A 12086-nucleotide genomic window follows, 5' to 3' on the forward strand; every position below is an offset into this window, starting at 1 on the left:
CGGCTGATGCGCCGGGGCAAGGGGGCTACCGACACCGCGCCGGCCGAGCAGGCCGCGGCGGAGGACACCGACGCCGAGCCGACGACGGACGCGATCGCGACGCCGGACGAGACGGCGAACAAGGCCGCTGAGCCGGCAAAGGCGCAGGCCGCCGACAACGAACGCAGTCCGCGCGCCCGGGTCGGCGCGTGGCTGGGCCGGCCCATGACCTCGTTTCACCTGATCATCGCGGTCACCGCGCTGCTGACGACGCTCGGCCTGATCATGGTGCTCTCGGCCTCCGGGGTGCGGTCCTACGGCGCCGACGGTTCGGCCTGGGTGATCTTCGGCAAGCAGGTGCTGTGGACGATCATCGGTCTGATCGCGGCCTACGCGGCGATGCGGATGTCGGTGCGATTCCTGCGCCGGCTCGCCTTCACCGGGTACGTGGTCACGATCATCCTGCTGGTTCTGGTGCTGGTGCCCGGGATCGGCCACCTGGCCAACGGTTCGCGGAAGTGGTTCGTCGTCGCCGGTTTCTCGATGCAACCGTCCGAGCTGGCGAAGATCGCGTTCGCCATCTGGGGCGCGCACCTGCTGGCCAGCCGCCGCCTGGAGCGGGCCACGCTGCGCGAGATGCTGATCCCGCTGGTGCCGGCCGCCATCATTGCGCTGGCGCTGATCGTCGCCCAGCCCGACCTCGGGCAGACGGTGTCGCTGGGCATCATCCTGCTGGCGCTGCTGTGGTACGCCGGGCTGCCGCTGCGGGTCTTCGGGACCTCGCTGCTGGCGGTATTCATGGCGGGCGCGGTGCTGGCGATGTCGGCCGGTTACCGGTCCGACCGGGTGAAATCGTGGCTGGACCCGGAGAACGACCCGATGGACACCGGCTATCAGGCCCGGCAGGCCAAATTCGCGCTGGCCCACGGCGGCATCTTCGGCGACGGCCTCGGGCAGGGCACCGCCAAATGGAACTACCTGCCCAACGCCCACAACGACTTCATCTTCGCGATCATCGGCGAGGAGCTCGGGTTCATCGGCGCGTTCGCGCTGCTAGCGCTCTTCGGGTTGTTCGCCTACACCGGCATGCGGATCGCGCGCCGGTCGGCCGACCCGTTCCTGCGCCTGCTGACCGCCACCACAACGATGTGGGTGCTGGGCCAGGCGTTCATCAACATCGGCTACGTGATCGGCGTGCTGCCGGTGACCGGCCTGCAGCTGCCACTCATCTCTGCGGGCGGAACATCAACGGCAGCAACGCTTTTCATGATCGGTCTGATGGCGAACGCGGCTAGACACGAGCCCGAGGCGGTGGCCGCGCTGCGGGCCGGGCGCGACGACAAGATGAACCGGCTGCTGCGGTTGGCACCGCCGGAGCCGTACACGCCGCCGCGCATCGAGGCGTTTCGCGATCGCAAGCGCTCGGCGCAGCAGCCGGCCCGGCCGCCTGCCCAGGTAACGCGCAAGGGGGGCAAGCAGCCCGCCCGCAAAGCTGCCAAATCGTCGGGGCGCAACGCCGAACCGCCGCTGCGGCCGGCCTTGCCCCGGACAGGTGCCCGGCAGGGCACCCGTTCAGGGCATCATGGATCTGGCCAGCGCTATGCCACTGCGGCAGCCGGTCAGCGTCAACCACGGCGCGCTCGCGCATTGGAAGGTCAGCGTTACGGGTGAACAACACGATCAGGAAGGCGACCGGCGGGCAGGGGGCGAGTCCCTCGCCCGCCGGTGCCGCATCATCGGTCAATGCCGCCTTGTCGGTCGTGCTGGCCGGCGGCGGGACCGCCGGCCACGTCGAGCCCGCGATGGCCGTGGCCGATGCGCTGTCCGCGCTGGACCCCGGCGTCCGGATCACGGCGCTGGGCACCGCGCGCGGCCTAGAGACCCGGCTGGTGCCCGAGCGCGGCTACCACCTCGAGCTGATCACCCCCGTCCCGCTGCCGCGTAAACCCAGCGGCGACCTGGCCCGCCTGCCACCGCGGGTGTGGCGGGCGGTGCGCGAGACGCGCGGGGTGCTCGACTCCGTCGGCGCCGACGTGGTGATCGGCTTCGGGGGATACGTGGCGCTGCCGGCCTACCTGGCCGCACGCGGCATCCCCGGGCTGCGCCGCCGCGTCCCGGTCCTGATCCACGAGGCCAACGCCCGCGCCGGGATCGCCAACCGCGTCGGTGCCCGCAGCGCCGTCCGGATCCTGTCCGCCGTGCCGGATTCCGGGCTTGCGGGCGCCGAGGTGGTCGGGGTGCCGGTCCGCGCGGCCATCACCTCGCTGGACCGCGCGGGCCTGCGGGCCGAGGCGCGCAGGCACTTCGGCTTCGCCGACGACGCCAAGGTGCTGCTGGTGTTCGGCGGTTCCCAGGGCGCGGTGTCGCTCAACCGGGCGGTCTCGGCGGCCGCCGCCGGCCTGGCCGCCGCAGGCGTGGCCGTCCTGCATGCCCACGGCCCCAAGAACACCCTCGAGCTGCGCACCCCCGGTCCCGGCGATCCGCCCTACGTGGCGGTGCCCTACCTGGACCGGATGGACCTGGCCTACGCCGCCGCCGACCTGGCGATCTGCCGGTCCGGGGCGATGACCGTCGCCGAGGTGTCCGCCGTCGGGCTGCCGGCGATCTACGTGCCGCTGCCGATCGGCAACGGCGAGCAGCGACTCAACGCCCTGCCGGTGGTCAACGCCGGGGGCGGGATGGTGGTCGCTGACGGCGACCTGACGCCGGAGCTGGTGGCGCGCGAGGTCGCCGGCCTGCTCACCGACCCGCCGCGGCTGGCGGCCATGACCGCGGCCGCCGCGCTGGTGGGGCACCCGGATGCGGCGCGCCACGTCGCCGAGGCCGCGCTGGACATTGCGCGACGAGCGCGTGATAGGGGGCCGCGGTCCGCCAAGAGGACCGGAAAAACGTCGTGACCGAACAGTTGCCGCCCGAGCTGCAGCGGGTGCACATGGTGGGCATCGGGGGAGCCGGGATGTCGGGCATCGCCCGCATCCTGCTCGATCGCGGAGGCATGGTGTCGGGCTCGGACGCCAAGGAGTCGCGCGGCGTGCACGCGCTGCGGGCCCGCGGCGCGCTGATCCGCATCGGACACGACGCCTCGTCCCTGGACCTGCTGCCCGGCGGCGCCACCGCGGTCATCACCACCCACGCGGCCATCCCGAAGACCAACCCCGAGCTCGTCGAGGCGCGCCGCCGCGGCATTCCCGTGGTGATGCGCCCGGCGGTGCTGGCCAAGCTGATGGTCGGGCGCACCGCCCTGATGGTCACCGGCACCCACGGCAAGACGACGACGACGTCGATGCTGATCGTCACGCTGCAGCACTGCGGCCTCGACCCGTCGTTCGCGGTGGGCGGCGACCTCGGCGAGGCCGGCACCAACGCGCACCACGGCAGCGGCGCATACTTCGTCGCCGAGGCCGACGAAAGCGATGGCTCGCTGCTCGAATACACGCCCGACGTCGCGGTCGTCACCAACATCGAGATCGACCACCTGGATTTCTATGGCAGCGAAGACGCCTACGTCGGGGTGTTCGACGCCTTCGTCGAGCGCCTGGCCCCGGGCGGCGCCCTGGTGGTGTGCACCGACGATCCCGGCTCGGCGGCGCTGGCCCGGCGCAGCGCCGAGCTGGGTATCCGGGTGCTGCGCTACGGGTCGCAGGGGGAATCGGACGACGAGTTGGCCGGCGCGCTGCTGTCCTGGGAGCAGCACGGCACCGAGGCGGTCGCCCGCATCCAGCTGGCCTCGGAACAAGGTCCGGCGGCCGTGCGGGTGATGCGGCTGTCGGTCCCCGGCCGACACATGGCGCTCAACGCGCTGGGCGCGCTGCTGGCAGCGGTCGAGGTCGGCGCCGACGCCGAGGACGTGCTCGACGGCCTGGCCGGTTTCGAGGGCGTGCGCCGCCGTTTCGAGCTGGTCGGTACGGCCGACTCGGTGCGGGTGTTCGACGACTACGCCCACCACCCGACCGAGGTCGGCGCCACGCTGGGGGCGATCCGCGGGCTGCTGGAGCAGAACGGCGAGGGTCGCGCGCTGGTCGTGTTTCAGCCCCACTTGTATTCGCGGACAAAGGCTTTCGCCGCCGAGTTCGGTCACGCGCTGAGTGCCGCCGACGAGGTGTTCGTGCTCGACGTCTACGGCGCCCGCGAACAACCGCTCGCCGGTATCAGCGGGGCCACCGTGGCCGAGCACGTCAGCGTGCCGGCCCGCTACCTCCCGGATTTCTCCGCTGCGGCCGAACAGATCGCCGGCGCCGCCCGCCCCGGCGACATCATCGTCACGATGGGCGCCGGCGACGTGACGCTGCTGGGCCCCGAGATCGTCTCCGCGCTGCGGATGCGCGCCAATCGCAGCGCTCCCGGCCGGCCCGGGGTGACGCAATGACCGACCCGGACGACGCCACGCCCACCGACGTCGCCGACGCGGCCGCATCCGCCGAGCCGCCCGAGCCCCCCGACGCCGCGGTCACCGAACCGATCGCCGTCGAACGGGACCAGCCGCAGGGCGACGAGGTGGGGCAGGACGATGTCGAGGTCGAGGGGCCGCGGCGCCGGGAACGCCGGGAACGCGCCGAGCGCCGCGCCGCGCAGGCCCGCGCCACCGCGATCGAGGAAGCTCGGCGCGAGGCCAAGCGCCGGGCCAGCGGGCGCATCGCCAACGAGCCCAAACCCGTTGCGCGAGGCGTTGTTCGCGGCCTGAAAATGCTGCTCGCGACGGTGTTGTTGGTCATCGTCGGGGTCGGGCTGGCGCTGGTCCTCTATTTCACGCCCGCGATGGCGGCCCGCAACATCGTCGTCACCGGCACCGGGACCGTCACCCGCGAAGAGGTCCTGGACGCCGCGCAGGTGCGGATCGGCACACCGCTGCTGCAGATCAACACCAACCAGGTCGCCGACCGGGTGGCCGCGATCCGGCGGGTGGCCAGCGCCCGCGTGCAGCGGCAATACCCCTCGGCGCTGCGGATCACCATCGTGGAGCGAGTCCCGGTGGCGGTCAAGGACTTTCCGGACGGGCCGCATCTGTTCGACCGCGACGGCGTCGATTTCGCGACCGGCCCGCCCCCGCCGGCGCTGCCCTACCTCGACGTCGCAGATCCCGGGCCGACCGACCCGACGACCAAGGCCGCCCTGCAGGTGCTGCTGGCGCTGCGCCCGGAGGTCGCGGGTCAGGTGGGCCGGATCGCCGCGCCGTCGCTGGCCTCGATCACCCTCACGCTCGGCGACGGCCGGGTCGTGATCTGGGGGACCACCGACCGCACCGACGAGAAGGCCGAAAAGCTGGCGGCTCTGCTGACCCAGCCCGGCAAGGTTTACGACGTCTCGAGCCCCGACCTACCAACCGTGAAGTAGCGGCGAACACGCCGACGGGCAGAAAAAATTTGCGCGCCGCGCGTCGGCGCGCCTGCGTGGTTAGCGCGCGCCATACCCATACCGTTCTGGTTGCGCGGAACTACTTGACATAACTCTAACTCTATGGTTGAGGTTGAGAGTTTGCCAGGGAAGCCGACACCGTACGCGAGAACCCCATCGGGGAGAACCAGAGCCACCAGGGAGGAAGACGAATGATGACCCCCCCGCATAACTACCTGGCCGTCATCAAGGTCGTGGGTATCGGCGGCGGCGGCGTCAACGCCGTCAACCGGATGATCGAACAGGGCCTTAAGGGCGTGGAGTTCATCGCGATCAACACCGACGCGCAGGCGCTGTTGATGAGCGATGCCGACGTCAAGCTGGATGTGGGCCGCGAGTCCACCCGCGGACTGGGCGCAGGCGCCGACCCGGAGGTCGGGCGCAAGGCCGCCGAGGACGCCAAGGACGAGATCGAAGAGCTGCTGCGCGGCGCGGACATGGTGTTCGTCACCGCAGGCGAGGGCGGCGGAACCGGCACCGGCGGCGCGCCCGTCGTCGCCAGCATCGCGCGCAAGCTGGGCGCGTTGACCGTCGGCGTCGTCACCCGCCCGTTCTCGTTCGAGGGCAAGCGGCGCGGCAACCAGGCCGAGACCGGCATCTCCTCGCTGCGCGAGAGCTGCGACACCCTGATCGTGATCCCGAACGACCGCCTGCTGCAGATGGGTGACGCGGCGGTATCGCTGATGGACGCATTCCGCAGTGCCGACGAGGTGCTGCTCAACGGTGTCCAGGGCATCACCGACCTGATCACCACACCGGGTCTGATCAACGTCGACTTCGCCGACGTCAAGGGCATCATGTCCGGCGCGGGTACGGCCCTGATGGGCATCGGGTCGGCGCGCGGCGAGGGCCGGTCGCTCAAGGCCGCCGAGATCGCGATCAACTCGCCGCTGCTGGAAGCGTCGATGGAGGGCGCCCAAGGCGTGCTGATGTCGATCGCCGGCGGCAGCGACCTGGGGTTGTTCGAGATCAACGAGGCAGCCTCGCTGGTGCAGGACGCCGCTCACCAGGACGCCAACATCATCTTCGGCACCGTGATCGACGACTCGCTGGGCGACGAGGTGCGCGTCACCGTCATCGCCGCGGGCTTCGACGCCGCGGGTGCGGGCCGCAAGCCCGTCGTCGGGGCCACCGGCACGGAGAAGGCCGGCGGCGCGCACCGGATCGAGGCGGCCAAGGCAGGCAAGCTCACGTCGACGCTGTTCGAACCGGTCGACGCCGTCAGCGTTCCGGTGCACACCAACGGTGCGACGCTGAGTATCGGCGGCGATGACGACGACGTCGATGTGCCGCCCTTCATGCGCCGCTGAGTCCTCGAGCATGCGGCGCGCGCCGGATACTGGTCAGGTGAGCGTTCGCATCCGGCGCGTGACCACCACCCGCGCGGGCGGCGTCTCCAAGCCGCCGTTCGACACCTTCAACCTGGGCGACCACGTCGGTGACGACCCGAAGGCCGTGGCCGCCAACCGCGCGCGGCTCGCCGCCGCCGTCGGCCTGGGCGCCGACCGGGTGGTGTGGATGAATCAGGTGCACGGCGATCGCGTGACCGTCGTCGACAGACCACTGGGTGCCGTCATCGATGACACCGACGCGTTGGTCACCCGGACGGCGCGACTCGCGCTGGCAGTGGTGACCGCCGATTGCGTGCCGGTATTGCTGGCCGATGCGCGCGCCGGAGTGGCCGCGGCAATTCACGCCGGCCGCGTGGGTGCGGCAAATGGAGTAGTGACCCGCGCGGTCGAGGCGATGAAAGAGCTCGGCGCGCAGCCCGGCGACATTTCGGCATTGCTCGGGCCTGCGGTCAGCGGCAGCAACTACGAAGTGCCCGCTGCGATGGCCGACCAGGTCGAGGCTGCGCTGCCCGGCAGCCGCACCACCACCGCCGCCGGGACGCCGGGGTTGGACCTTCGCGCCGGAATCGCTTGCCAGCTAAAGGGTTTGGGCATCACGTCGATCGACGTCGATCCGCGTTGCACGGTGGCCGACCGTTCGCTGTTCAGTCATCGCCGGGGCGCGCCAACCGGGCGGCTGGCGTCGTTGGTGTGGATGGAGTGAGCGTCATCGCGGGGGACATGCCGGCTCCGGAAGCACAAGGAAACCGCGAATCGGAATTGACGCACGCCTTGGCGGCGGTTCGTTCGCGACTTGCGCTCGCCGCGGAGCGCGCGGGTCGCAATGTCGGAGAAATTGAACTTCTCCCAATTACCAAATTCTTTCCGGCAACCGATGTCGCGATTTTGTCTCGATTGGGTTGCCGATCAGTGGGCGAATCCCGGCAACAAGAAGCCGCCGCAAAGGTGGCGGAACTCACTCGGTTGGTTACCGCTTCCGCGGCTTCGGGGCGATCGGATTCCCGGGAAGTGAACTGGCACATGGTGGGCCGGATTCAACGCAAGAAAGCCCGATCGCTGGCCCGCTGGGCCCACACCGCACACTCGATCGACACCCCGGCGCTGGTCACCGCGCTGGATCGCGCCGTCACCGCGGCGCTGGGCGAGGGTCAGCGGGCGAACCCGCTGCGCGCCTACGTTCAGGTCAGCCTGGACGGCGACGTGACGCGAGGCGGCATCGACATCACCGAGCCCCGGGCGGTCGACGAGGTGTGCGCGCAGGTCGAGGCATCCGAGGGCCTGGAGCTGGTCGGTTTGATGGCCATCCCGCCGCTGGACGGCGATCCCGAGGAGGCGTTCGAGCGGTTCCAATCCGAGCATCGGCGGGTTCTCGCATCGCATCCGAATGCGCTCGGTTTGTCCGCCGGCATGTCAAATGACTTCGAAATCGCCGTCAAACACGGTTCGACGTGTGTGCGTGTCGGTACCGCGCTATTGGGCCCTCGGCGGCTACCGTCACCGTGAGTAGTCACTGTAGTCACACCTTCATCACAGACATCAATACTCCCAGGGGCTAGAAGGGCAAACGCGATGAGCACACTGCATAAGGTCAAGGCCTATTTCGGAATGGCCCCGATGGACGACTACGAAGACGAGTACTACGACGACCGCGCCCCGTCCCGGGGTTTCCCGCGGCCGCGATTCGATGACGGCTACGGACGCGTGGACGGCCGCTACGACGGACGCGACTACGACGACGCGCGCGGTGAGCCCGATTACGCGCCCGCCGGGTACCGCGGCGGCTACGCCGAGGAGGCCTCGTTCCGCGGTCGCGACTTCGACCGGCCGGAAATGAGCAGGCCGCGCCTCGGTTCCTTCCTTCGCGGCGGTGGTGGCACCCGCGGTGCGCTGGCGATGGACCCGCGCCGGATGGCGATGATGTTCGAGGACGGCCACCCGCTGTCGAAGATCACGACGCTGCGGCCCAAGGACTACAGCGAGGCCCGCACCATCGGCGAGCGCTTCCGCGATGGCACCCCGGTGATCATGGACCTGGTCTCGATGGACAACGCCGACGCCAAGCGGTTGGTCGACTTCGCGGCAGGCCTGGCGTTCGCCCTGCGCGGCTCCTTCGACAAGGTCGCGACCAAGGTGTTCCTGCTGTCGCCCGCCGACGTCGATGTGTCGCCGGAGGAGCGTCGCCGGATCGCCGAAACCGGCTTCTACGCTTACCAATAGCCGCGATCAGCCCCGCCGGCGGCGGGGCGGTCAGCGCCCTGCCGCGGCCATGCGGCGCAGGTGAGATGTCTGATTGCCGAGCGAGTCGGTACGCTAGCGGATGCCGCGCTTGCGCGCGTCGAATGACCATCTCATCGTAAGGTCGGGACTTTCGTTGGTGCTCTTCTTCCAAATCCTTGGGTTTGCGCTGTTCATCTTCTGGCTGCTGCTCATCGCCCGGGTCGTCGTCGAGTTCATCCGCTCGTTCAGCCGTGACTGGCATCCCACGGGCATCACCGTGGTGATCCTGGAGATCATCATGTCGATCACCGATCCGCCGGTAAAACTGCTGCGCCGGCTCATCCCGCAGTTGACCATCGGGGCGGTCCGTTTCGACCTGTCCATCATGGTGCTGCTGTTGGTCGCGTTCATCGGGATGCAGCTGGCGTTCGGCGCCGCGTCGGCGTGAGCGACGGCGGCCGCACCGGGAGCACCTTGGCGACAGTTTGGCCACGGTTCGGCTTCGGTTTGATGCGCGCGATTTGCAATTTCTAAGGATTCAGATTTTATTGCTCTTAGTGTCTGAAATTGGATCTTATTTATTGGCCTAATCGGCGACCGCCGAGTCTGGTGTGACAGGATGGGCGGCAGTTGCACAAGGGCTGCTACTCCGTTCTACACTTTCCAGAACGTTTGACAGGAACTTGAGGGGACGAACAATGCCGCTTACACCAGCCGACGTCCACAATGTGGCGTTCAGTAAGCCGCCTATCGGCAAGCGCGGATACAACGAAGACGAGGTCGACGCATTCCTTGACCTCGTCGAGAACGAGCTGACGCGGCTCATCGAAGAGAACTCGGATCTGCGTCAGCGGATCGAGGAGCTCGACCGCGAGGTGGCCGCCGGTGGTGGCGTCGCCGCTCCCGCCGCTGCTCAGCCCGCCCCGGCCGCTCCCGTCTTCGAACCCGAACCCGAGCCCGAGCCGGTCAAGGCCGCCCCGGTTGCGGCCCCCAGCGGCACCAACGAGGAGCAGGCTCTCAAGGCCGCCCGCGTGCTGAGCCTGGCCCAGGACACCGCCGACCGGCTGACCAGCAGCGCCCAGGCGGAGTCCGAGAAGTTGCTGGCGGACGCGCGTGCCAACGCCGACCAGATCCTGACCGAGGCCCGGCAATCCGCCGACTCTCAGGTCGCCGACGCCAAGCAGCGTTCCGAGGCAATGCTGGCCGACGCGCAGACCCGGTCGGAGACCCAACTGCGCCAGGCGCAGGAGAAGGCCGATGCCCTGCAGGCCGATGCCGAGCGCAAGCACTCCGAGATCATGGGAACCATCAACCAGCAGCGCACGGTGCTGGAAGGCCGCCTCGAGCAGCTGCGCACGTTCGAACGCGAATACCGCACCCGGCTCAAGACCTATCTGGAGTCGCAGCTCGAGGAGCTCGGTCAGCGCGGATCGGCGGCGCCCGTCGACTCCAGCGCGGATGCAGGGGCGTTCGAGCAATTCAACCGGGGCGCCAACTAGCCTCGGTGTGGTGCCGGAAACTCGTCACTGCGAGGCTGGCACCGAACCCTGCACTGGACCTGGCAGTCCCGCCCGTCGGCTGGAGGATGACCGATGCTGATCATTGCGCTGGTACTGGCCCTCATTGGGCTTGTCGCCCTGGTATTTGCGGTCGTCACCAGCAACGAACTTGTTGCCTGGGTGTGCATCGGCGCCAGCGTGCTGGGCGTGGTGCTGCTGATCATCGACGCGTTGCGGGAACGCCAGCGCCGTGATTCGGGCGTCGATGCGGCCGAAGCGGCCGACGAGGACGCGTACGACTACCCCGAAGAGGTCGCGGACGAGACCGAGCAGTCCGCCGCCATCGATGAGCCGGCCGCGGATGCCGGCGAAGCGACCGAGCAGTCCCCGGTGTCGGCCGAGGGCCGCGGCGAGGAATCGGCCAAGTAGTCGACAGCCGGCGGTGCTCAGACCGTCGGATTGGCGAGCAGCTCGCGCACCTCGTCGTCGCTGACCTGGTGGAAGTCGTCGTAGACCTGCCCGACAGCCTCGAAATCGCCCGGCATCGTCACGCACACCACGTCGTCGGCCGTCCGCGAAAGCTCCTGGCACACCGGCTGCGGCCCGACCGGGGCCGCGACCACGATCGAATCCGGGCCGCCGGCCCGTATCGCCTGCACGGCCGCGAGCATGCTGGCGCCGGTGGCGATGCCGTCGTCGACCAGGATCACGATCTTGCCCGTGGGGTCGGCGGCCGGGCGCCCGCCCCGGTAGGCCTGCTCACGGCGGGTCAGTTCGGCGGTCTCGCTGTCGATCACCTCGCGAACCTGCTCGTCGGTGACGTGCAGGCTGGACACCACGTTGTCGTTCATCACCACACCGCCACCGCTGGCCAGTGCGCCCATCGCGAGCTCCGACCAGCGCGGCACCCCCAGCTTGCGGACCAGGAAGACGTCCAGTGGGGCCCGCAGCGCCGAGGCGATTTCGGCGGCCACGGGAACGCCGCCGCGCGCCAGCCCGAGCACCATCAGGTTGTCTTTGCCGCGGTATGACGCGAGCTGCTCGGCCAGCGCGCGACCTGCCTCGCGACGGTCGCGAAATGTCCGTAACGCGGTCCGCCGGCGAAAGCCGCTGGGTGGACTCATTGGTTTGCACTCCCGGGTACGGGCCTGCCTCCAGCGTACGTGCGGTTGCAAGCCCACGCGGCGAAGCGCCGGTGTGGAACGAATGGTGTTGTGCGGCAACAAGACACGAGCATCCACTTCGCTCGCCTCCGTCGCGTGTCCGAGGGGGGACTTGAACCCCCACGCCCATTAGTAGGGCACTAGCACCTCAAGCTAGCGCGTCTGCCATTCCGCCACTCGGACATGTGCCAACGAGAAGTTGGCAGCTAAGGCTAACGGATCGGCCGGTGTGGACCCAATCCAGCTCGCCGGGCCTGCGCGACAGGACCGGCGTCGGCTTCGGTGATCAGTGACCCGGGCCCGAGAGATCCAGCACGTGGGCCGGCGCTGAGGACGAGGGAACGACGGTAGCGAGAGCACATCCGCTCGCGCCGAGGGCGATGAGGGCGAGGGCCAAGGCGACGCCGGCCTTTTTCGTTGCAGCAGACATGGCGGGAGACCTTACGCCGCCCGGGGCGTCTCCGATGCCGAATCGTGCCAGTTCA

12 protein-coding genes and 1 tRNA gene are annotated in these 12086 nt (G+C 69.4%); 11 read left to right on the forward strand and 2 right to left on the reverse strand.

Annotated elements, in window-relative coordinates; genetic code table 11:
* Nucleotides 1-6 precede the first annotated feature (6 nt).
* The 11 genes from ftsW to MRAB57_RS20850 all read left to right on the forward strand — a co-directional run bounded on the left by ftsW (nt 7) and on the right by MRAB57_RS20850 (nt 10867).
* On the forward strand, nt 7-1650 hold the full coding sequence (gene ftsW / locus MRAB57_RS20795) for a putative lipid II flippase FtsW (RefSeq protein WP_077090729.1): 1644 nt from the start codon (nt 7-9) through the stop codon (nt 1648-1650).
* Complete coding sequence (gene murG / locus MRAB57_RS20800) at nt 1647-2876, forward strand: undecaprenyldiphospho-muramoylpentapeptide beta-N-acetylglucosaminyltransferase (RefSeq protein WP_077089027.1); 1230 nt, start codon at nt 1647-1649, stop codon at nt 2874-2876. Before ftsW ends, murG begins: the two co-directional genes overlap by 4 nt.
* Nucleotides 2877-2911: 35 nt before the next feature.
* A complete protein-coding gene (murC, locus tag MRAB57_RS20805; protein ID WP_077090730.1) occupies nt 2912-4345 on the forward strand; it encodes a UDP-N-acetylmuramate--L-alanine ligase in 1434 nt (477 codons plus the stop codon).
* Nucleotides 4342-5310, forward strand: coding sequence for a cell division protein FtsQ/DivIB (locus MRAB57_RS20810; protein WP_077089028.1), 969 nt, complete (start codon nt 4342-4344; stop codon nt 5308-5310). The genes murC and MRAB57_RS20810 overlap by 4 nt, the downstream gene beginning before the upstream one ends.
* A 215-nt stretch (nt 5311-5525) precedes the next feature.
* Entirely contained in the window at nt 5526-6680 is a 1155-nt protein-coding gene (ftsZ, locus tag MRAB57_RS20820; protein WP_077090731.1) for a cell division protein FtsZ, read from the forward strand.
* Between the two features lie 37 nt (nt 6681-6717).
* Nucleotides 6718-7425 (forward strand): peptidoglycan editing factor PgeF, encoded by a 708-nt coding sequence (gene pgeF / locus MRAB57_RS20825; RefSeq protein ID WP_077090732.1) that lies wholly within the window; start codon nt 6718-6720, stop codon nt 7423-7425.
* A gap of 17 nt (nt 7426-7442) precedes the next feature.
* A complete protein-coding gene (locus MRAB57_RS20830) occupies nt 7443-8225 on the forward strand; it encodes a YggS family pyridoxal phosphate-dependent enzyme (RefSeq protein ID WP_077090733.1) in 783 nt (260 codons plus the stop codon).
* A gap of 66 nt (nt 8226-8291) precedes the next feature.
* Nucleotides 8292-8939 (forward strand): cell division protein SepF, encoded by a 648-nt coding sequence (locus tag MRAB57_RS20835; protein WP_077089029.1) that lies wholly within the window; start codon nt 8292-8294, stop codon nt 8937-8939.
* Nucleotides 8940-9093: 154 nt separating this feature from the next.
* The gene (locus MRAB57_RS20840) at nt 9094-9387 is read left to right on the forward strand and encodes a YggT family protein (protein ID WP_077090734.1); all 294 of its coding nucleotides are present in this window, start codon (nt 9094-9096) and stop codon (nt 9385-9387) included.
* A gap of 250 nt (nt 9388-9637) precedes the next feature.
* Nucleotides 9638-10438 (forward strand): DivIVA-like cell division protein Wag31, encoded by an 801-nt coding sequence (gene wag31 / locus MRAB57_RS20845; RefSeq protein WP_077089030.1) that lies wholly within the window; start codon nt 9638-9640, stop codon nt 10436-10438.
* Between the two features lie 93 nt (nt 10439-10531).
* The gene (locus tag MRAB57_RS20850) at nt 10532-10867 is read left to right on the forward strand and encodes a hypothetical protein (RefSeq protein WP_077089031.1); all 336 of its coding nucleotides are present in this window, start codon (nt 10532-10534) and stop codon (nt 10865-10867) included.
* Between the two features lie 17 nt (nt 10868-10884).
* Here the strand turns inward: MRAB57_RS20850 and MRAB57_RS20855 are convergent, their stop codons facing one another.
* Together MRAB57_RS20855 and MRAB57_RS20860 are read right to left on the reverse strand one after the other, a co-directional pair.
* A complete protein-coding gene (locus tag MRAB57_RS20855) occupies nt 10885-11562 on the reverse strand; it encodes a phosphoribosyltransferase (protein ID WP_077089032.1) in 678 nt (225 codons plus the stop codon).
* A gap of 136 nt (nt 11563-11698) precedes the next feature.
* A tRNA-Leu gene (locus MRAB57_RS20860) sits at nt 11699-11784 on the reverse strand.
* Nucleotides 11785-12086: the final 302 nt, after the last annotated feature.

Origin of the sequence: Mycobacterium rhizamassiliense, from assembly GCF_900157375.1 — a bacterium.
In the GTDB taxonomy this organism is placed as follows: Bacteria; Actinomycetota; Actinomycetes; order Mycobacteriales; family Mycobacteriaceae; genus Mycobacterium; species Mycobacterium rhizamassiliense.

Excerpts from the sequence above, each read along its gene's own strand:
- wag31 (WP_077089030.1), top strand. The coding sequence starts at position 9,638 with ATGCCGCTTACACCAGCCGACGTCCACAATGTGGCGTTCAGTAAGCCG.
- murC (WP_077090730.1), top strand. The coding sequence starts at position 2,912 with ATGGTGGGCATCGGGGGAGCCGGGATGTCGGGCATCGCCCGCATCCTG.
- MRAB57_RS20850 (WP_077089031.1), top strand. The coding sequence starts at position 10,532 with ATGCTGATCATTGCGCTGGTACTGGCCCTCATTGGGCTTGTCGCCCTG.
- ftsZ (WP_077090731.1), top strand. The coding sequence starts at position 5,526 with ATGACCCCCCCGCATAACTACCTGGCCGTCATCAAGGTCGTGGGTATC.
- ftsW (WP_077090729.1), top strand. The coding sequence starts at position 7 with ATGCGCCGGGGCAAGGGGGCTACCGACACCGCGCCGGCCGAGCAGGCC.
- MRAB57_RS20835 (WP_077089029.1), top strand. The coding sequence starts at position 8,292 with ATGAGCACACTGCATAAGGTCAAGGCCTATTTCGGAATGGCCCCGATG.
- MRAB57_RS20830 (WP_077090733.1), top strand. The coding sequence starts at position 7,443 with ATGCCGGCTCCGGAAGCACAAGGAAACCGCGAATCGGAATTGACGCAC.
- MRAB57_RS20855 (WP_077089032.1), bottom strand. The coding sequence starts at position 11,562 with ATGAGTCCACCCAGCGGCTTTCGCCGGCGGACCGCGTTACGGACATTT.
- MRAB57_RS20810 (WP_077089028.1), top strand. The coding sequence starts at position 4,342 with ATGACCGACCCGGACGACGCCACGCCCACCGACGTCGCCGACGCGGCC.